Raw genomic sequence first — 21,099 nt, forward strand, 5'->3', positions numbered from 1 at the left:
GTCGGGGGGGGGGGGGGGGGGGGGGCGGGGGCGGGGGGGGGGGGGGGGGGGGGCCGCCCGCCCGCCGCCCCCCCCCCCCCCCCCCCCCCCCCCCCCCCCCCCCCCGCTCCTTCCCCTGCGAGTCCACCGTGGAGCCCCGGCCCCGCGGCGGCTCAGCGTGCCGGCACCGGGACCGGCCGCACGGGGCAGTGGGCCGGGGCGAGCCGGTCCCCCCGCCCGGCCAGGGTCACGGACACGGCCCCCCGGGCATGCGCCGCGTACGCGGCCGTGCAGACGATCTGCTCGCGGGCGGAAGCGGTCAGTCGAGTCACCCGCAGGCGCAGCTCGACCTCGACAGCGGACCCGTCCGCCATGACCCGGCCCACGGCGGAGGCCGCCCCCGAAAGCGAGGGCGCGTTGCGGAATCCGGCCCGCCGCTCCGTCCTGTCCGGCCCGGCGAGCAGGGCGGTGACGGCCGCGAGCGGCGAGGAGGCCCCGCCCGCCGCCGGGGACGAACCGTCGGCACCGTCCCGTTCACGCGGCGCGTCCGGCCACGGTGACGCGACGATCCGCGGCACGGGCCGCAACGCGCCGTCGGGGGAGCGGAAGAACAGCAGCACGCGCTCCTCGCGCGGGGGAAGCAGATCGGCGACGGCCGGTTCGCCGGCCTCGACCACGGCCGTCTCCTGGATGCCGCAGCCCACGAGCGGGCCCCCGACGAGGACCAGCAGCGCGGCGAACCGCACCGCTCGACACCCCCGGAACACCGACCCCCTCATGTGGCGGCCCCCGCCCCGCCGGGACCGTCCGCAGACCCCGCCCCACCACGTGCGGCCGACGGCCCGTCCGACACACCGCTCCCGGACGCGGGCCCGTCGAAGGGCAGCTCCACGGTGAACAGCGCGCCACCGCCGGGCGCGTTCCCCGCGCGGATCGTGCCGCCGTGCAGCTGCACGTTCTCCTCGGTGATCGCAAGCCCGAGGCCGCTGCCCGACGAGCGGGAACGCGCGGCGTCCGCCTTGTAGAAACGGTCGAAGACGTGCGGCAGAGCGTCCGGCGCGATCCCGGGCCCGCTGTCGCGCACCTCGGTGACCAGCACGCCCCCACGCGCCGACAGCCGCACGGTGACCGGCTCGGCACCGTGGTGCAGGGCGTTGCCGACCAGGTTGGCCACGATGACGTCGAAACGGCGCGGGTCGAGACGGATGCGGAAGCCCTCGGGCAGTTCCGCGTGGACCCGGTCGAGCCACTTCCTGTCGGCCAGGGTGCGGCGCACGGCCTCCGCCGCGTCCACCTCGTCGGTGTTGAGCTCCGCCGCACGCGCGTCGAAGCGGGAGATCTCCATCAGGTCCTCCACCAGCACGGCCAGTTTGCCGGTCTCGGCGCTGATCAGACGCACCGCCCGGGCGGTGTCCGGGGGGAGGGCCACGGCGTCCTCGTCCACCACGTCCGTGACGGCGAGCATGCCGGCGAGCGGGGTGCGCAACTCGTGCGAGACGTCCGAGGCGAACCGCCGGGCCCGCGCCCCGGCGTCCCGCAACTCCTGCACGGAGCGCTCCAGACGGGCCGCCGACTCGTTGAACGTCCTGGCCAGATCGGCCATCTCGTCCCGGCCGTGCACCGGGATACGCGTGTCGAGCCGCCCGCCGCCCATGGAGTGCGCGGCACGCCGCAGCTCACGGACGGGACGCAGCACACTGCGTGCCGCGAGCAGCGCGGGCACCAGGGCCACGGCCAGCCCCGGCAGCGCACCGTCGCGGGCCGCGGTCACCAGGGCGTCGATGTCGACCTCCTCGTTCGTCATGGGCATCACGGCGAAGAGCACCAGGCCGCTCGGCACCGCGTCGCCGCCGGCGACGATCCGGGTCATCACCGGCATCCCGATCGTCAGATACGCCTTCCCGTCCCGGACGACCCGCTCGAAGACGCCGTGCGGCGAAGCGAGCGCGGCGCGGCGCAGCTCCGCGGTCAGCACACCGGAGACGGGCCGGTCGCCCGAGGAGGCGCGCACCGAGCCGTACTCGGCGAAGACGATCCACGGATGGGGTTTGGCACGCGCCGCGATGTCGTAGAGGTTCCACCGCAGCGAATCCCGGTCCATGGGCAGCCGGGGAACGAACTGTTCGACCTCCTCGCGGAAGGAGGTGACGGCCGTGTCCTGCGCCCGTACGAGGACCGCGCTGCGCGCCTCCCGGTAGGTCAACGCGGCGGTCGTGACGGCGCTGACGGCCGCCACCAGCAGGAACGCGATCACCAGCCGGGTGCGCAGCCCGAACGCGGCGGTCGCTGCGGAGATCTTCACAGCGGGCCGAAGCGGTAGCCGAAGCCCCGCAGGGTCTGGACGTACCGGGGGTCGCGGGACGGATCCTCGATCTTGGCGCGCAGCCGGCGCACACAGGCGTCCACCAGACGGACGTCACTGTGGTAGCCGTGCTCCCAGATCTCCTCCAGGAGCCGCTGCCGGCTGAAGACCTGTTCCGGCGCCGCGGACAGGTGCAGCAGCAGCTTCAGCTCGGAGGGCGCGAGGGCGACCGGGGCACCCGACTTGAGGACGGTGTGACCGGCGCGGTCGATGTCGAGCTCACCGTGGCGCTCGACGGCGGGCCCCGCGCCGACCGGGCCCTCGACACGGCGCAGCACGGCACGTATTCGGGCCTCGATGACCTCGGCACGGGCGGGCTTGACGATGTAGTCGTCCGCCCCCGCGTCCAGGCCGACGACGATGTCGACGTCGTCGCCGCGCGCGGTCAGCATGACGATCGGCAACTGGCTGGTCTCGCGCACCCGGTGGCACAGTTGCACGCCACTCATGGCGGGGAGCATCAGGTCGAGCAGCAGGAGGTCGGGGCGGAAGGAGCCCATCGCCTCCAGACCGGCCTCGCCGGTCGCGACGGCGAGGACCTCGTGCCCGCGTCGGCGCAGTCCGAGTTCGATGCCCTCGCGCACGGAGGGGTCGTCTTCGACGAGGAGGACGCGTGGCATGGCGGTGTCTCCGGGGTCGGGTGCAAACGGTCGGGTCGTCAGGGATCCGGCGATCGAGCACCGGTGACGGAATCGAAGAGTGAACGACCGCGTCCATGGTTGCCCCGGGCATGGCCGTACGTACGTGTCAGGTGCCGGACTTGCGGACGAACTCCAGCTTCCGCGCCGCATGCCCCATGGCCAGGACGCCGGAACCGGAGAGGGAGTACCCGCGGGCGCCGGTGGGAGCGATGCCGCAGGGACTGGCCGAACCACGCCGGTAGACCGGCCTGGAGACGAGGCCGGTGTCGTTCACGAACACCAGGACCTCCTTCCAGGCGCAGCGCCTGCCGGGGGAATCGTCCCGGCCCCGGACGAAGAAATCCCCGGTCCTCGCCTGCTCGATGGTGACCTGGGCCGTCGGTTTCCCTCTCTCGCCCCTGGGCACCCACTGCCCCAGGTACTTCCCGGGCACGGGCGCCTTGCCCGCCCCGGCCTCGAAGAGGACCGCCTTGTACCGGCCGTTGTCGGTGGCGAAGTCGAGGTTGCCGTCCTTGCGGGTCCTCAGGGTGTACGACGGCAGGAACGCGCACTTGCCGCCGCCGAAGGCGTTCTCGTTGCGGGCCTTGCCCAGGGAGACCGACTCCCCGGACGCCTTCTCCGGCTCCTTGTTCACCACGCAGAGCGACGTCCCGGTCAGGAAGAAGGACCGGGCGACCGTCCGCTGCTGTTCGTCCTTCTTGAACTCGACGCGTACGCGCGTGTCGCTCAGCGGCACGCCCTCCCACGCCCCGAGGAAGCCCTTCGGCACGCCCACCGCCGCCGGGCCGGCTTCCCCGAGCACCCCGAGAAGCCGATAGGGGCCTGTCGCACGCGGATCGTCCGGGCTCAGAAGGTTCATGCGAAGGACGATACGTCAGGGGCGGACGGGGGAGAGAAGCACGACTCGCCTGCCGCGCAAGGCGTTTGACCGGTTCCCGGACGCTGTTCCCGGACCCTTCGGACGGTGCGTCGGCCGTCGCGGGTCATGACGCCGTCGATGCGAAGTCCCGGCAGGACGGACACTCGCGGACCACGGGGTGGGAACACTCCAGGACGTGGTCGAGGAAGGCCGAGGCCCGTGCGAGCCGTGCGCGTTGCCGGTCGATCGCGTCGCGCTGCTCGGCGATGAGGCGTCCGCGTTCCTGCCGTCGGCCGTTCAGCAGCTGGGCGATCGCGCCGAGCGACATGCCGGCCCGTTGGCACTTGACCGCGATCGACAGCGCGTCCATCAGTTCCGGGTCGTAGCGTCGGGCGCCGCTCGCGGTGCGACGCGGGGTGATCACACCGGTGGCCTCCCAGTGTCTGAGGAGGTGCGTGGAGACTCCGAGCCGTTCGGCCGCCTCGCCGATTCGCAGCAGCAGGGTATTCATGTGCCCATGATCGTTGACTTCGTGTCGACGCGAACTTCTACCGTCTGCCGCATGCGAATCCATGAACTCAACTGCGGAACCCTCGACGTTCCCGGCGGGGAAGCCGTCTTCGGTGCGCCCCACTTCATCTGCAGATGCCTCCTGATCGAGCTGGAGGACCGGCTCGTCGCCGTCGACACCGGGATCGGGCACAAGGACATCGAGTCCCCCGAGCCCCGCCTGGGGAAGGACTGGATCGAACAGGTCCGCCCGGTACTCGATCCCGACGAGACGCTGATGGCCCGTGTCGTCTCGCTGGGGCTGGACCCGTGGGACGTCTCGGACGTGATCGTGACCCACCACCACCGCGACCACGTCGGCGGCCTCGCCGACTTCCCGTCGGCCCGGGTCCACGCCACCGGCGAGTGCCGGTCCGCCGTCGAGGAGGGCGACGGACGCGTCATGCCCGCACAATGGGCGCACGGCGTGGTGTGGGCCCCCGCACCCGTCCCGGCGGCCCCTTGGCGGGGGCAGGAGTCCTGGACACTCGACGGCCTCCCGGATTCCATCCGCCTGATCGCGCTGCCCGGCCACTCGCCGGGACACGTCGGCGTACTCGTCGACGACGCCCTCCGGGGCCAGGAGCTCCTGCACATCGGCGACGCGATCTACCACCACACGCAGCTCACCCGCACCGCACCGCCCGCGGTCGAGGCGTTCGCCGCCTCCGTGCAGCACGACGCGACCGCCGGGCTCCGCACGCAACGACTGCTGGCGGAGCTCGCGGGCGAGGGTTCGGTACGCCTGGTCAACTCGCACGACCCCGAACCCGTCGACCGGACCGGACTGCCGGGTACCGCCCGGTACCACAGCGCGGAGCGGTGCTGATCCCGCGCCGGTCCGTCCCGACGCAGGAGGCCGGCCCCGCCCCGGGCCGAGGGGCGGAGGGCAGGACCGGCGTGCCCGGCTGTCAGGACACCCGGAAGCTGTACAGCGATCCGACGCTCTTCCAGGAGTGCAGGCCCAAGGGGGGCTCACTGTGGGCGGGAGTGCCCGTGCAGTCGCCGTTCCGGTAGAAGTCCACCCGCCGGTCCGTCATGTTGAGGGTGGCGAGCATGCCGAACGGGGCGGTCACGCACTCGGTGCCGAGGTCCTCGTACAGGGCCCACTGGTCCGTGAAGGCGCCTTCCCAGACGCAGATGTTGCCCGCGACACCGCACTGCGACGGGTCGGCGCCCGGAACCGGGCCGGACGTCGCCGACGCCGTACCCGGCATGACTCCGATCAGCAGTGCCGCGGACATGGTCGCGACACCGGCCACGGCCCGCTTGAGACCGGGAATGCGCATGTCTTCTCCTCACAACTCCGAGTGATCTGCGGTGGATCGGGCCCAAGCCTCCCCCCTGCCCCACAGTTATTCAAGGGTTCAATTAAATGTCACCGTCTCCTGATGCTCTGTCCCGGAATCGGTGGTTCGGTGCGTGGTGCCGGATGCGCGAGCGGTACCCGGGACCTGCGCATTCTCCTTTGGGGAAGGGGCGCGAAGGGCGTACCTTTCCGGTGATCCCCCGAGGGGCACCGAAGTGGGCCCGGGTACGCAGCGCGGGCCGGAAGGGCTCATCAGTGCTCGACACATACACCGGCAACGGCACCACCGAGGCCGGTTCCCCGGCCGGCGGGTCCGTGCGCGAGGGCGCCCGCCGGGGCGCGCACGCCCCGGCCCCCGCGGTCGGTGACGGAGCCGCCGCGGCCTTCCGGAAGGCCGTGAACGCGTCCTGCCCCACCCTCCCCGTCCGCCTCGGAACACACCGCGAACACGGCCGGCTCGTCGAACGCCCCGAGGCGGCCGCGGCATGAGCACCCTTACGGCCCGGGCCATCGGCACCGGACGGCTGGACCTGCTGCCGCTGCACGTCGAGCACGCCGAGGAGATGGCCGAGGTCCTGTCCGACCCGGCCCTGCACGCCTTCATCGGCGGCGCTCCCGACACCCCGCAGGCCCTGCGCTCGCGCTATCGGCGCATGACCGCGGGCTCTCCCGACCCGGCCGTCTCCTGGCTGAACTGGGTGATCCGACTCCGTGCCACGTCCGGCCTGACGGGCACCGTCCAGGCGACGGTCGGCCCGTCCGCCCACGGGACCGTCGCCGAGATCGCCTGGGTGGTGGGAACCCCGTGGCAGGGAAGAGGCATCGCCACCGAAGCGGCCCGGGGCCTCGTCGACTGGCTCGGCGGGCAGCAGGTGCCCACCGTCATCGCCCGCATCCACCCCGAGCACCGGGCATCCGCCGCCGTCGCCACCGCCGCCGGGCTCGTACCCACCGACGAATGGCACGAAGGCGAGATCACATGGTGCCGGAACATCGGCCGATGACCCGGACGGACCCCGGCCGGGGTCCGACAGCCGCTCCGCCGGGCGGTGAGGGGAGAGGGAGCGCGGGGCCGCGGCCGGCCCGGCTCCGGACCGGCGGCGCGGTCACGGCACGGGGCGGGCCGCGAGCAGCGATTCGAGCGTGGCGCGGGCGGTGTGCCGACGGGGCAGCCCGGGCGAGGTGAAGTGCTCCTCGCCGAGGTCGGCGCCGTCATGGAGGACCGGCCCGTGGAACGTCGCGGAACCGCAGCCGTCGGGCAGCCGGAACAGCGCGCCGTGGGTGAACAGAACGCCGTCGAGCCGTGTGGCGCCGTGGAACTGGGTGCCCGTGAAGTCCGCGTACGCCAGTCGGCAGCCGCTCAGGTCGAGGCCGACCAGTGTGGCGCCGGACAGGGGCAGCCTCGCGTCCGGCCAGAACCGGTCGGCGTCCGACGGCCGCAGGCGCGCGGTGAGCAGGTCCTGGGCCGCCCGCCGCACGGCCAGTTCGGCCCGCTGCCCGTCGTCGAGGTCCGCGGCGCCGACCGGGAACGGCAGCGGCGTCCGCAGATACGCGCAGACCGTGGTGACGATCTCGGCGCGCAGCCCGGGCCGGGCGTCGCCGAGAGCGTCCAGGATCCGCAGCCCGGCCAGTCGTACGGGCGCCTCGGCCGCAGCCAACTGGTGCGCGTACGGGGCGACGGCGGCGTCGGTCGTCAGGCGCGCCGGGCCGTCGTCCGCGGGCACCGCCGTCCAGCCGAACGGCCACCGCTGTTCGAGGTCGGTGGCCGCGGCGCGGGCGTCGGTGAGATCGGCGGCGGGCTGGTCCAGGTACACCTGCGAGTCGAAGTGCGCACCGCGGAACACCGCCGTCGCGCCGAACCGCACCTTCCAGAACCACGCGGCGTTCCGGAAGCGCGCGCCGCGGAACGACGCGGCACCGCGGAACAGCGCCCCGTCCCCGCCCTCCTCCCAGCTCTGGTACTCCTCCATCAGGTACGCATCGGGCCAGTGGGGGTCGGCCTCGTTCGGCTCGTTCCAGGGGATCACGGTCGTCGGCCCGAGCACCTCCATGAGGGCGTCGTCGTCGAGGTCCTCCCAGTCCTCGTCCTCCCAGATGCCCTCCTCGCCGAAGCCGAACCAGGCGAGCCCGTCGAAGCGGGCGTCGTCGAAGCGGGCCCGGCCGTGGAACCGGGCCCGGCCGAAAACGGCATCTCCGCCGAACCGGGCGCCGGTGAACCGGGCATCGCAGGAGAACACCGCGCGCGGGAAGACCGCGTCGGTCGTCCAACGCGCGCCCTCGAACGTGGTCGTGCCGCGGAACAGGCAGTCGTCGAAGGCCGCCCGGTCGAACCGGCAGTCCGTGAAGTCGACGCCGTCCACGACCGCACCGGTCAGGTCCACCGCGATGCCGCCCCAGCGGGCGGTGTCCTGCCCGGTCGCGTCCGGTACGGGGCGCAGCCGGTCGGCGAGCATGGCGAGTGCCGCTCGCCGGACCTCGGACCCGGCCGGATCGCTGTCGCCGTCCGGCAGGCGCTCCTCCCGGGCCGGGTGCTCGCGGACGAACGCGCAGACCGCCTCCGCCACGTCCTGACGCAGGTCCGGATGCCCGTCGCCGAGCCGGGCCAGTTCGGCCACGGCCTCCCGCCGGAGGGCCGCGTCGTCACCGCGCAGCCGGCCCGCGGCCGCCCGTACCGCTTCGGCCGCCGGCTCGCTGTCACCGATGGTCACTACGGCCTCCCGCACGATGAGGATGATCCAAGTCCTTTGGTTCCCGAGAGATTAGCGATGCGTCCGCGACCCGTCGGAAGCGGCCCCTCGGCCCGGCCGCCGGTCACCGGCCACCGGGCGCGCGAAACGAACGCGCCGGGCGACGCTCTCTCCGGACCATGGCGGGAACCGGCCGATTCCCCCGACCGGGCATGTCCGCCCGGACGGCAGTTTGGCCACGCCGGGAACAGCGGGTCCGGTCGGCACGGTTGCACCGACCGAGGGACCGGCGCCGTCACGGCCGGGGAGACACGGAGGCCGCGAGGCCGTCCGCCCACTGGGCACCGGGCCCCAGGACCGCGGTACACCCGCCGCACATCTGGACCGACCCATATTTCCGCAGGAGGACTGTTACATGACTGACCGGCCCTTGACGCTCATGGCAGTGCACGCCCATCCCGACGACGAGGCCACCGGAACCGGAGGGGTCCTCGCGCGATACGCGGCGGAAGGCATCCGCACGGTTCTCGTGACGTGTACCGACGGCGGTTGCGGTGACGGACCGGGGGGTGTCAAGCCGGGCGATCCCGGGCACGATCCGGCGGCCGTCGCCCTGATGCGCCGTCAAGAACTCAAGGCGAGTTGTGACGTCCTGAAGATCAGCGATCTGGAGATGCTGGACTACGCCGACTCCGGGATGATCGGCTGGCCGAGCAATGACGCCCCCGGATCCTTCTGGCGGACCCCCGTGGAGGAAGGCGCCGCCCGACTCGCGGAACTCATGCGTCACTACCGACCCGATGTGGTCGTCACCTACGACGAGAACGGCTTCTACGGTCACCCCGACCACATCCAGGCCAACCGCATCACGATGGCGGCGCTGGAGATGACCGGGCTGACACCGAAGGTGTACTGGACGACGATGCCCCGCTCGATGATGCGGCAGTTCGGGGAGACCATGCGCGAGTTCCGCGAGGACATGCCGGAGCCGGATCCCGCCGAGATCGCCGAGATGGCCAAGATCGGTCTGCCCGACGACGAGGTCACCACGTGGGTGGACACCACCGCCTTCAGTGATCAGAAGTTCGATGCGCTGGCCGCGCACGCCAGCCAGGGCGAGAACATCTTCTTCCTCAAGATGGGCAAGGAGCGGTTCGGCGAGTTCATGGGCATGGAGACCTTCGTACGCGTCAAAAACACCACCGGTGCGGCCGTCCCCGAGAACGACCTCTTCGCGGGACTGCGCTGATCCGCTGAGGGCCGTCGTCACCGCGGCGACACCGGCGCGGACCGGACGGCGCCGGTGCCGACCGCACGGTTCGCCCGTCGGACGACGGCCGACACGACACCGGGGCCCCGCCCGCGGCCGGGGCACCCACGATGCCCGGATGTCGTGGAGCGGGACCCGTGAGCCGGTTCCGGTCCGCTGACGGTGCGCGTCGGCCGGGCGGCTCCACCACGTGATGAAGCTCCTGGCGGGGCACGGCCGAGATCAACCGTGCCCCGCCAGGAGTTCCGCGTGTTCGTTCACCCGCCGTCGAACGCTCCGTCCGGCCGGAAACCGCGCTGTGCGGGCGCTCGACCTGGTGCCGGACGACGGGAAACGGGAGCGCGACGATGACGTCCGCCCGTATGCCGGCGGGCCCTGCCCGTCTCGGTTCACCTGCGGTGCGACGCTGCCCGTACCCGGCTCGCCATCGGGTTCCGTGACGGAGCTCGGCCGTGAGCCGATGCCACCAATCGGCCCCCGTACCAACGGAATTCGGCCAGCTCTGCAACTGCACAGACTTCTGTGCACAGGAGTCTGTGCACAGAAGTCTTTGTCATCTACCTTGAGTTCCATGGAACCTCCCGAGCAGCCCTCCCAAGTGCAACTGAACGCCCGTAACCTGCGGGGCATCGCGCACCCGTTGCGGGTGCAGATGCTGACGGTCCTGCGGACGGAGGGGCCGGCCACGGCCACCACGCTCGCCCGGCGGCTGAACCAGAACACCGGCGCGACCAGCTATCACCTGCGCCAGCTCGCCGAGTACGGCTTCATCGTCGAGGCGCCCTCCCGGGGCGGCGGCCGTCGGGAGCGCTGGTGGCAGGCGGCGCACGTCAACACGGTCCTGCCGGACGATTCGGCACTGGCGGACGACGGCGGGCTCGGGATCGCCTATCTGCAGGCGCTCGGCCGGGTCTGGTCCGACGCGATGACGACCGCCATCGACGCGACCCCCTCGCTGTCGTCCGAGTGGCGCGACGCCCAGGACTTCAGCGACTACGCGCTCACGCTCACCCCGGCCGAGGCCGAAGAGCTGTCGGCGGAGATCCACCGACTGCTCCGCCGACGCAACTCCTCGGCCGAACCGGCGGGTTCGCCGCTGCCCGAGGGCGCGGCACGAGTCACCTTCCAGTTCCAGTTGTTCCCGACCAGCGCAGACCGGCACGTCTCCCACCCCACCGACCCGGAGTGAGAAAGATGACCTCTCGGCACGCGACCGCCCAACAGGCGGCGGACAGTGGCACACGCACACCCGCCCCGGACGACGCCTCGGACTCCTCGGACTCCCCGGGCGCCTCGGGCCCTCAGGAAACCCCGCGCACCCCGGACACCCCGGGCACCCAGGGCACTCCGGACGACGAACCCCGGGTCCTGCGCGGACTGATCGGCATGCTGTCGGCCAACGCGGCGTCCCTGTCGGCCAACCGGGTGCTCTCGATCGCCCTGCCCTGGTTCGTCCTGACGACGACCGGGAGTGTCGGCAAGACGGGCCTGGTCGCTTTCTTCCAGATAGTCCCCTACGTGGTGGCCCAGGCGCTGGCGGGGCCGATCATCGACCGGGTCGGTCCCAAGCGCATCAGCGTGGCCGGCGACCTGGCCTCCACCGTCGCGACGGCCGCCGCCCCGTTGCTCTACCTGACGGGCAACCTGTCCTTCGGCCTGCTGCTGGGGCTGCTGGCCGTGGTCGGCGCGGCGGACGGCCCGGCCAACGGGGCCAAGGGGCTCTTCGTGCCCGCGGCCACCCGCGCGGCCAAGGTGCCGCTGGAGCGGGGGACCGGTCTGTCGACGGCGGTCGAACGGACCGCGACGACCATCGGACCGGCCGTCGCCGGTGTGGTCGTCGCCTCCTTCGGCAGCCTCTATGCCCTGTGGATCACGGCCTTCCTGTTCGGTGTGTCGGCGCTGATCATCTCCACCACCCTCAGCGACCCGGTGCCCGAGCCGCACGAGATGCCGGTCGAGGAGGCCGAGGGCTATTTCTCGCGGCTGCGTCAGGGGGCCGTGTTCCTGCGCGACGCCAAGCTGCTGCGGTCCATCGTCGGCATGCTCGCCGTGACCAACCTGCTCGACCAGGCGTTCATGTCCGTGCTGCTGCCGGTCTGGGCGAAGGAGACGGGCCACGGTGCGGGAGTCATCGGCCTGGTGGTCAGCGTCTTCGCCGCGACATCGATCATCGCCGCGCTCGTGGCCGCGGGGGTGGCCGACCGGCTGCCCCGGCGCACCGTCTATCTGATCGGCCTGACACTGGGTGGCGTCCCGCGCTTCGTGGCCATGGCCACGGGGGCGCCCCTGTGGGTGGTCCTGGCGGTGCTGGCGGTGGGCGGCCTGGGCTCGGGCTTCGTCAACCCGATCGTGGGGGCCGTGACGTACGAGCTGATCCCCACTCCGCTGCTGGGACGGGTCAAGACGATGGCCCAGGCCGTCACCTGGGCGGGCATCCCCTTCGGCGGGCTGCTGGGCGCGGGACTGGTGACGGTGGTGGGCACCTCGGGCGCCCTGTGGATCGTGGGCGGGCTCTACCTCGTCGCCATCGGTGTGCCGGCCCTGAACCGGGAGTGGTCGGGCATGCGCAAGCAGACGGCGCCCGACACGGGCCCCGGCGGTGCCGAGCAGGGGAAGGGGAGTGCGACCGGTACGGCTCCGGTTTCCGGGGAAGAGGCGCTCAAGGAAGCCGTGTGAGCGGCGGTACGGGACCGGCACCGGCCGGGCGGCGGACCGCCCGTCGGCCGCCGGTCCCGTACCCCTGCCACTGCCCCCGCCCGGTCGGCGGAACACCGCCGACCGGGCGTTGTGTTCGTGCCCGGACCGGCGTGAGCGCCCACCTCAGGCGGGCGTGAACGTCCGCGTCCGACGGCCGTGAGTGTCCGCGCCCGGCGGGCAGAAGTGACCACGTCCGGCGGGCAGAAGTGACCAGTTATCTCCTCCAGATCGCTCTGCGAGCATCGGATTCGGCTGAGTTTCCGAGGGTTTTCGCAGACGGTCGATGACGAGGAACTGGTGGACACATGACGACGAACCCGATGATGGCCGCGGCCTCCGGCCAGAGGGTCGAGCAGGGCGGTTTCTCTCCTGCGGAAGCCCGCATCGCGGCAGTGTGGAACGCGGTGCTCGGCACCGAGGCGACCGGGCCGGAGGACGAATTCTTCCGGCTCGGCGGAACCCTTTCGCAGGCGGCGGAAATGGCGCGCCGGATCGCGGAGGAATTCGGTTCGGAATTCGGCGCGGAAAAACTGCCGGAGCCGTTGACGGTGCGGGCGGTGGCGTCGTTCCTCGCGGAGGAAGCCCTGCTGCGGGCCCGCCGGCTGTTCGAGTCGGCCGACTTCGATACCGAGGACGCGACGGACGTCGTGGACGCCCTGGTGGCGGCCGGGACCCCGGACGACACCCCGGTCATACCCCGCGCGCCCCGGCACGGGCGCCCACTGCCGTTGTCGTTCGCACAACACCGACTGTGGTTCCTGGACCAGTTGGAGCCCGGCCGGGCCGAGTACCTGATCCCCATGGGCCTGCGCATCAGCGGCCCGCTGGACGTCCCGGCGCTGCGCGCGTCGCTGTCGGACCTGGTGAGCCGGCACGAGGTGCTGCGCACCCGCTTCGTCGGCGACGCGGACGGCAACCCCGGCCAGGTCGTCGACCCGCCCCGGCCGCTGCCGCTCGCCGTTCACGACCTGCGGTCCGTCGCCGGGCAGGAGGCGCGAGAGGAGGCGGCCGCCGCGCTCGTGGACACCGAGGGCTTCCGGCCGATGGACCTCGGCACCGGACCGGTGGTCCGTGCGCTGCTGATCCGGCTGGCCGACGAGGAACACCTGCTCTCCCTGACGGTGCATCATGTCGCCTTCGACGGCTGGTCGGTGGGGGTGCTTTCCCGGGAACTGACCGAGCTGTACGGCGCACGGGTCGCGGGAACGGACGCCAGTCTGTCCGAACCTTCCCGCCAGTACGCCGACTTCGCTTCCTGGCAGCGCCAGTGGTTCACCGGCGAGGTGCTGGCGGAGCAACTGGACTACTGGCGTACCCGCCTGGCCGGCACCGAACCGCTGGAGCTGCCCACCGACCGCCGGCGCCCGGCGCGGCGCAGCGGCAACGGCGCCATGCTCACCTTCCGCGTACCGGCCCGGACCGCGGACGGCGCCCGCAGGCTCTCCAAGGAGGCCGGCGCGAGCCTGTTCATGACCCTGCTGGCGGTCTTCCAGACGGTGCTGTCGCGCTACAGCGGCCAGGAGGACATCGCGGTGGGCACCCCGATCGCGGGCCGCAACCGGGCCGAGATCGAGAACATGATCGGCTTCTTCGTGAACACGCTGGTCATGCGCACCGACCTGTCCGGAGACCCGACGTTCACCGAACTTCTCGACCGGGTCAAGGACACCGCGCTCGGTGCCTACGACCACCAGGACCTGCCCTTCGAACGCCTCGTGGAGGAACTGGCCCCGCAGCGGGACCTGTCGCGCAATCCGCTGTTCCAGGCGATGTTCGTCCTCCAGAACACCCCCGACAGCCGGTCCTGGGACCTGCCCGGCCTGACCGTGAAGCAGCTCGACGTCTCCGCCCAGGACTCCAAGTTCGACTTCACCTTCTACGCCACCGAGGCCGCCGACGGCGCCCTGGACGGCACCATCGTGTACTCCACCGACCTGTTCGACGAAGCCACGATGGTGCGGCTCGCCGGGCACTTCGAGACGCTGCTGGCCGCCGCCTGCGCCACCCCGGACGCCCGGCTGTCCGAGCTCCCGATGCTGACCGCCACCGAGCGCCGGACGATCCTCGGCGAGTGGAACGGGGCCGACACCGACGTGCCGGACACGGTGACCGTGACCCGGCTGATCGAGGAGCAGGCCGCCCGCCGCCCCGACGCTCCGGCCGTGACCTGCGGCACGGACGAACTGACCTACCGTCAACTCGACGAGCGGGCCGAGCGGATCGCCGGCCGGCTGCGCGAGCGCGGCGCCGGGCCGGGCACCCTGGTCGCGGTCTGCCTGGACCGCGGTACGGACATGGTGTGCACGCTGCTCGGCATCCACAAGTCGGGGGCGGCCTACGTGCCGCTGGACCCGGCGTACCCCACGGACCGGCTCGCCCACATGGTCGAGGACAGCGGCGCCCCACTGATCGTCACCCGGTCCGCGCACACCGGCCGCCTGCCCGCCCGCACACCGACGCTGCTGCTGGACGGGCACCGGACCGAGCCGCCGCACACCGCCTCCACCGGCCCGGCGGCGCAGGCAGGCCCGGACGACGTGGCCTACGTGATCTACACCAGTGGTTCCACCGGCCGCCCCAAGGGCGTGCAGATCACCCATGGCGCACTGCGCGCGCGGATGCGGGAGACACGCCGTGAGCTGGGGCTCACGTCCGAGGACCGGGTCCTGCAGTTCGCCTCGATCGCGTTCGACTCGTCGGTGGGCCAGATGTTCGCCCCGCTCGTCTCCGGGGCTGCTCTGGTACTGCGCGACGACACCTGGGACCCGGGCCGGCTGGCGGCGGCGCTGCGCGAGCACCGGGTCACGGTGGCCTGGCTCACCCCGTCGGCGTTCGGGGCGCTGGCCGCCGACCTGGACGGCCCGGACGCGCTGGGCCCGCAGCTGCGGCTGGTCCGGCTCGGCGGCGAGGCACTCCAGCGGGAACAGGTCCGGCAGTGGTTCCGGCACTGCTCGGTTCCCCTGATCAACGGTTACGGCCCCACGGAGGCCGCGCAGGAGGCGACGACCGCCAGGATCGACGGCCCCGTCGACCGGGTGCCGATCGGACGGCCGGTCGCCAACGCGAAGGTGTTCGTGGTCGACCGCCACGGCCGGCCGGTGCCGGTGGGCGTACCGGGCGAGATGTGGATCGGCTGCCCCGGCCTGGCCCGCGGCTACCTGAACCGGCCCGATCTGACCGACGAGAAGTTCACCGTCGTGCACGTGGACGGCACGCCGCGGCGCGTCTACCGCACCGGTGACCTCGCCCGATGGATGCCGGACGGGCGGCTGGAGTTCGTGGGCCGCTCCGACAACCAGGTCAAGCTGCGCGGCTACCGCATCGAACCGGGCGAGATCGAGACGGCGCTGCTCGCCCACCCCACGATCACCGGCGCCACCGTCGTGCTGCGCGAGGACGTCCCCGGCGTGCAGAGGCTGGTGGCGTACGTGGTGCCCGTGGGCCCCCTCGACGCGAGCGCGCTGCGCACCCACCTCCAGCGCGACCTGCCGGACTACATGGTGCCCACGGCGTTCGTGCCGCTGGAGCGCATCCCGCTCACCCCGAACGGCAAGACCGACCGCCGGGCGCTTCCCGCTCCCGCCTCCGACCGGTCCGGACTGGACGCCGCGTACACCGAGCCGCGCACGGACATCGAACGCACGGTGGCCGAGGTGTGGTCCGAGGTGCTGGGCGTCGACCGGATCGGCGCGCACGACGACTTCTTCGCTCTGGGCGGGCACTCGCTGCTGGCCACCCAGGTCGTGTCGCGGCTGCGCCGACGGCTGGGCGCCGACGTACCGGTGCGCACGCTGTTCAGCGCACCGACCCCGGCGCTGCTGGCCGCGGCCGTGACGGAACTGGACGGCACGGAGACCGATCGCATCCCGACGGCCCCGCGCCACGACACCCCGCCGCCGCTCAGCTTCGCGCAGCAACGACTCTGGTTCCTGGACCAGTTGGAGCCGGGCCGGGCCGAATACCTGCTGCCCTTCGCCTTCCGCCTCCGCGGCCCCCTGGACACCGACGCCCTGAACGCCGCGTTCACCGCGGTGGTGGCGCGCCACGAGATCCTGCGCACCCGGTTCGTCACGGACGCGGCGGGCTCCCCGGCGCAGCTGATCGACCCGCCCCGGCCGGTGCGGATGCTGGTACGGGACCTGCGCCGGACGGGTGACCCGGCCGCCCGCGAGGACGCCCTGGCAAAGGTGCTGCGCGAGGACGGACTGCGGCCGGTCGACCTTGGCACCGGACCGATGCTGCGCGCGCTGCTGGTGCGGCTGGCCGACGAGGAGCACGTCCTGGCGGTCACCGTGCACCACATCGCCTTCGACGGCTGGTCGGTGGGCGTGCTGGTGCGCGAGCTGTCCGCACGGTACGCGGAAGCCCTCTCGGGCCGCTCGGGCACGCCCGGCCCCGATCCGCTGCCCGTGCAGTACGCCGACTACGCGGTGTGGCAGCGCGGCTGGCTGTCCGGCGCCCCACTGGAACGGCAACTCGCTTACTGGCGCGAGCAGTTGGGCGGACTGGAACCGTTGGAGCTGCCCACCGACCACACACGGCCGGCGGAGCGCGGCGGACGGGGCGAAGTGGTCCGGTTCTCGATCCCCGCCGAGATCGCCGCCCGCGCCCGCGCGGTGTCCGCCGAGAGCGGCGCGAGCCTGTTCATGACCCTGCTGGCCGCCTACCAACTGCTGCTGGCCCGCTACAGCGGACAGCGGGACATCGTGGTCGGCACCCCGGTCGCCGGCCGCAACCGTGCCGAGACCGAGGACCTGATCGGCTTCTTCGTGAACACCCTCGTCCTGCGCACCGACCTGTCCGGCGACCCGACGTTCGCCGAGTTGCTGGACCGGGTCAAGGACACCGCGCTCGGTGCCTACGACCACCAGGACCTGCCCTTCGAACGCCTCGTGGAGGAGCTGGCCCCCGACCGCGACCTGTCCCGCAACCCCCTGTTCCAGACCATGTTCGCGCTGCAGAACGCACCGGGCGCGGACGCCTGGAAGCTGCCGGACCTGACCGCGGAGCCCGTCGAATCCCCGGTCCGGGACGCCAAGTTCGACCTGTCGATGTACCTCGCGGAGGCCGCGGACGGCACCCTGGACGGCGCCGTGGTCTACGCGGACGACCTCTTCACCGAGGACACCGCGCGCCGCCTGGCAGGCCACTTCACCAATCTGCTGGCCGCGGCCACGATTCGCCCGCACAGCACACTGTCCGAGGTGGAGATGCTGGACGCGGGGGAGCGGCACCGGGTCCTCACCGAGTGGAACGACACCGCCGAGTCCGTTCCGGCGACGACACTGCACCAGTTGTTCGAGCAGCGGGCGGCACAGGACCCGGAAGCGGTCGCAGTCGTCTGCGGCACGGAAAGCATGACGTACCGTCAACTCGACGAACGGGCCAACCGACTGGCCCACAGGCTGCGCGCCGTGCCGGGCATCGGCCCCGACGTACCCGTGGGCGTCTGCCTGGAACGCTCGCCCGCCATGGTGTGGACGCTGCTCGGCATCCTCAAGGCCGGCGCCGCGTACGTCCCGCTCGACCCGGAGCACCCGGAGGAACGGCTGGCGTACCTGGTGGCGGACTCCGGCGCACCACTGATCGTCACCGACATAGCGCACTCCGCCCTGCTGCCGGACGGCCCGGACCTGCTGGCCGTGGACCGCCCCGCCGACCTGCCGGACACCCTGCCCACGGACGCGCCGGAACCCCTCGCGGACCCCGGCGACCTGTGCTACCTGATCTACACCAGCGGCTCCACGGGCCGCCCGAAGGGCGTCCGCATCGAACACCGCGGAGTGGTCAACTACCTGGCCGGCATGCAGCACGCGTTCCCGATCGCTCCGGGCGAGGGCTTCCTCCAGGCCACACCGCTGTCCTTCGACGTGTCGGCGTACGAGATCTTCTGGCCCCTGTGGCAGGGCGCCACGGTCGTGCTGGTGCCGGGCTCGGACCGGCTCGACATGGCCGAGGTGTCCCGTCTGATGCGCGCCCACCGCGTGGTCGGCCTGCACTTCGTGCCGAGCCTGCTGGACATGTTCGTCTCCCGGGCACGGCCCGAGGACTGCGCACACCTGCGGTACGCCTTCGCCAGTGGCGAACCGCTCCAGCCGACGCTGGTGAGCCGGTTCACCGAGAGCTTCCCCGGCGACCTCATCAACCTGTACGGCGCCACCGAGGTCTCGGTGGACACCACGTACTGGCGCGCCTCGCGCACCGACCCGACCGGACCGGTCCTCGCGGGCCGCCCCATGGTCAACCAGACCGTGTACGTCCTGGACCCGGACCGCCGCCCCGTGCCCCCGGGCGTACTGGGCGAGGTGTACCTCGGCGGCGACAGCGTCGGACGCGGTTACCACCAACGGCCCGACCTCACCGCCGAACGCTTCGTCGCCGACCCGTTCCGCGGCGGCCGGATGTACCGCACGGGCGATCTCGGCCGGTTCACCGCCGACGGCGAACTGGACCTGCTGGGCCGGATCGACCGCCAGGTGAAACTGCGCGGCGTCCGGGTCGAACTCGGCGAGATCGAGGCGACGCTGCTCACCCACGGCACGGTCGGAGTCTGCGCGGTGGTGGTCCGGGAGGACACTCCCGGCGACAAGCGACTGGTCGCCTACTGCGTGCCCGCGCCCGGCGCCACGACGGACGTCGGCGCGCTGCGCGAGTGGGCCGCCGAACGCCTGCCCCGCGCCATGATGCCGTCCGCGTTCGCGATCCTGCCGGAACTGCCGCTCAACCGGAACGGCAAGGTCGACCACGCGGCACTGCCGGCCCCCGGGAGCGACGGCGACAGCACGGCCGGATACACCGCGCCGCGGGACGAGATCGAGGCGGAGGTCGCCGGAATCATGGCCACCGTGCTCGGCGTCGAACGCGTAGGAATCCACGAGGGATTCTTCGACGCAGGCGGCCATTCCCTGCTCGCACTCCAACTCGTCAACCAGGTCGAGGCGGTGACCGGAGTACGCATCGGCCTGCGGCGGCTCTTCCAGTCGCCGACCGTCATCGGCATCAAGCAACAACTCGTCGAATTGTTCGACGAGCAGGAACAACTTTCCTGAAACAGCGGCCCATTGCCCACGCGAGAAGACGAAGAGGACGGAACATCATGGGCGAGAACTCGGTGGAGGCACGGCTGCTGTCCCGCATGCGGCGGCGTGCGGAAGCGGCTCGGATCGTACGGACCGACCGGGAGGCCGGACCGCTGCCGCTGTCGTTCGCGCAGCAGCGGCTGTGGTTCCTGGACCGGCTGACGCCGGGCAGCGCGGAATACCTGGTACCGACGGTGCTGCGGGTGCACGGCACGTTGGACGTCCCCGCACTCGGCACGGCACTGTCAGGTCTGGTGGCCCGGCACGAGGTGCTGCGGACGGCGTTCCGGTCGGACGACGACGGCACACCGCGGCAGGTGATCGGCACACCCCGGCCGGTGGAGGTGACGGTCCACGACCTGCGGGCCGAGGCGGACGCGGAGACCCGCGCGGGCGAGGTGCTGCGCACCGAGGCGACGAGGCCGTTCGACCTGGAGGCCGGGCGGCTCCTGCGAGCCGATGTGGTGAGGCTCGCGGACGACGACCACTTCCTGCTGCTGACGGTGCACCACATCGCTTCGGACGGTTGGTCCTCCGGGATTCTGGCCCGTGAGTTGCGGGAGTTGTACGCGGCTGCGGTTGCCGGGCGTGAGGTGTCGCTTCCCGAACTCTCCATCCAGTACGCGGATTTCGCCGCCTGGCAGCGGGAGCAGCTGGACGGGGAGTTCCTGGAGAGGCAGCTGGCGTACTGGCGCGAACGCCTCGCCCACGTGACACCGCTCGAACTTCCCACCGACCACCAGCGTCCGGCGCAGCCGAGCGGTGACGGGGACGTGGTCACCTTCTCGGTGCCGGCGGAGGTGACGGAGGCGTTGCGGGCGACGGCGAGCGGGCAGGGCGCGAGTCTGTTCATGGCGTTGTTGTCCCTGTTCCAGATCGTTCTGGCGCGTTACTGCCGCCAGGACGACATCGCGGTGGGCACCCCGGTCGCCGGCCGCAACCGTGCCGAGACGGAGGAGCTGATCGGCTTCTTCGTGAACACCCTGGTCATGCGCACCGATCTGTCCGGCGATCCGGTGTTCACCGAGTTGCTGGACCGGGTCAAGGACACCGCGCTCGGTGCTTTCGACCACCAGGACCTGCCCTTCGAACGCCTCGTGGAGGAACTCGCCCCCGACCGCGACCTGTCCCGCAACCCCCTGTTCCAGACCATGTTCGTCCTCCAGGCGCCCGGCAGCGCGGAGGGCCAGGCATGGGAACTGGCGGGCACACGGACCGAGCCGGTCGAGATCGAGCGGGGTGTCGCCAAGTTCGACCTGACGCTCACGGCGGTCGAGTCGGCGGACGGACTGCGCGCGGTCCTGGAGTATCGGACGGATTTGTTCGAGCGGGCGTCGGTCGAGCGGTTGGCGGGGCATTTCGTGACGCTGGCGGCGTCGGTTGCGGCGGCGCCGGGTGCGCGGTTGTCGGAGCTGAACATGTTGACGGTGGGGGAGTTGGGGGAGGTGTTGGTGGAGTGGAATGGTGAGAGTGGTCCGTATCCGGACACGGCGACCATTCACCGGCTGGTGGAGGAGCGTGTCGCGTCCGCTCCGGATGCGGTTGCGGTGAGGCAGGGGGAGCGGTGCTGGTCCTATGGTGAGGTCAATGCGCGGGCGAACCAGCTGGCCCATCATCTGCGCGATGCCGGGGTCACGGCGGACATGTTGGTGGGGGTGTGTCTGGAC

Annotated in this window: 15 protein-coding genes; 8 read left to right on the forward strand and 7 right to left on the reverse strand. The window is 72.1% G+C overall.

The genetic code is table 11. From position 1 onward, the window contains the following. Positions 1-152: 152 nt before the first annotated feature. From ACFYW1_RS38315 to ACFYW1_RS38335, 5 genes are all read right to left on the reverse strand, one after another. Positions 153-725 (reverse strand): hypothetical protein, encoded by a 573-nt coding sequence (locus ACFYW1_RS38315; RefSeq protein WP_389004347.1) that lies wholly within the window; start codon positions 723-725, stop codon positions 153-155. Between the two features lie 29 nt (positions 726-754). Further along, the gene (locus ACFYW1_RS38320; RefSeq protein WP_389004349.1) at positions 755-2,281 is read right to left on the reverse strand and encodes an ATP-binding protein; all 1,527 of its coding nucleotides are present in this window, start codon (positions 2,279-2,281) and stop codon (positions 755-757) included. Beyond that, entirely contained in the window at positions 2,278-2,961 is a 684-nt protein-coding gene (locus tag ACFYW1_RS38325) for a response regulator (protein ID WP_389004351.1), read from the reverse strand. The genes ACFYW1_RS38320 and ACFYW1_RS38325 overlap by 4 nt, the downstream gene beginning before the upstream one ends. Positions 2,962-3,088: 127 nt before the next feature. Next, complete coding sequence (locus ACFYW1_RS38330; protein ID WP_389004353.1) at positions 3,089-3,841, reverse strand: hypothetical protein; 753 nt, start codon at positions 3,839-3,841, stop codon at positions 3,089-3,091. A gap of 124 nt (positions 3,842-3,965) precedes the next feature. After that, complete coding sequence (locus ACFYW1_RS38335) at positions 3,966-4,352, reverse strand: MerR family transcriptional regulator (protein ID WP_389004355.1); 387 nt, start codon at positions 4,350-4,352, stop codon at positions 3,966-3,968. 51 nt (positions 4,353-4,403) lie between these two features. On the opposite strand from ACFYW1_RS38335, the gene ACFYW1_RS38340 reads away from it, so the two are divergent. Further along, a complete protein-coding gene (locus ACFYW1_RS38340; RefSeq protein ID WP_389004357.1) occupies positions 4,404-5,219 on the forward strand; it encodes an MBL fold metallo-hydrolase in 816 nt (271 codons plus the stop codon). A gap of 82 nt (positions 5,220-5,301) precedes the next feature. Here ACFYW1_RS38340 and ACFYW1_RS38345 read toward each other — a convergent pair whose 3' ends face one another. After that, positions 5,302-5,679 (reverse strand): hypothetical protein, encoded by a 378-nt coding sequence (locus ACFYW1_RS38345; protein ID WP_389004359.1) that lies wholly within the window; start codon positions 5,677-5,679, stop codon positions 5,302-5,304. A gap of 275 nt (positions 5,680-5,954) precedes the next feature. On the opposite strand from ACFYW1_RS38345, the gene ACFYW1_RS38350 reads away from it, so the two are divergent. Then, entirely contained in the window at positions 5,955-6,188 is a 234-nt protein-coding gene (locus ACFYW1_RS38350; RefSeq protein ID WP_389004361.1) for a hypothetical protein, read from the forward strand. Further along, positions 6,185-6,703 (forward strand): GNAT family N-acetyltransferase, encoded by a 519-nt coding sequence (locus ACFYW1_RS38355; protein ID WP_389004363.1) that lies wholly within the window; start codon positions 6,185-6,187, stop codon positions 6,701-6,703. Before ACFYW1_RS38350 ends, ACFYW1_RS38355 begins: the two co-directional genes overlap by 4 nt. 102 nt (positions 6,704-6,805) lie before the next feature. Here the strand turns inward: ACFYW1_RS38355 and ACFYW1_RS38360 are convergent, their stop codons facing one another. Next, positions 6,806-8,422, reverse strand: coding sequence for a pentapeptide repeat-containing protein (locus tag ACFYW1_RS38360; protein ID WP_389004365.1), 1,617 nt, complete (start codon positions 8,420-8,422; stop codon positions 6,806-6,808). A gap of 379 nt (positions 8,423-8,801) precedes the next feature. Here ACFYW1_RS38360 and ACFYW1_RS38365 point away from each other — a divergent pair, with 379 nt between their 5' ends. From ACFYW1_RS38365 to ACFYW1_RS38385, 5 genes are all read left to right on the forward strand, one after another. Further along, entirely contained in the window at positions 8,802-9,635 is an 834-nt protein-coding gene (locus ACFYW1_RS38365; protein ID WP_389004367.1) for a PIG-L family deacetylase, read from the forward strand. Positions 9,636-10,227: 592 nt separating this feature from the next. Then, positions 10,228-10,845: a helix-turn-helix domain-containing protein gene (locus ACFYW1_RS38370; RefSeq protein ID WP_389004369.1), complete on the forward strand. Its 618-nt coding sequence runs from the start codon at positions 10,228-10,230 to the stop codon at positions 10,843-10,845. Positions 10,846-10,850: 5 nt separating this feature from the next. Further along, complete coding sequence (locus ACFYW1_RS38375) at positions 10,851-12,332, forward strand: MFS transporter (RefSeq protein WP_389004371.1); 1,482 nt, start codon at positions 10,851-10,853, stop codon at positions 12,330-12,332. A 326-nt stretch (positions 12,333-12,658) separates the two neighbouring features. Continuing rightward, complete coding sequence (locus ACFYW1_RS38380; RefSeq protein ID WP_389004373.1) at positions 12,659-19,402, forward strand: amino acid adenylation domain-containing protein; 6,744 nt, start codon at positions 12,659-12,661, stop codon at positions 19,400-19,402. 47 nt (positions 19,403-19,449) lie between these two features. Further along, positions 19,450-21,099: condensation domain-containing protein (locus tag ACFYW1_RS38385; protein WP_389004375.1), on the forward strand; the 1,650-nt coding region annotated here is incomplete at its 3' end.

Source organism: Streptomyces sp. NPDC002669, from assembly GCF_042889165.1.
Classification (GTDB): Bacteria; Actinomycetota; Actinomycetes; order Streptomycetales; family Streptomycetaceae; genus Streptomyces.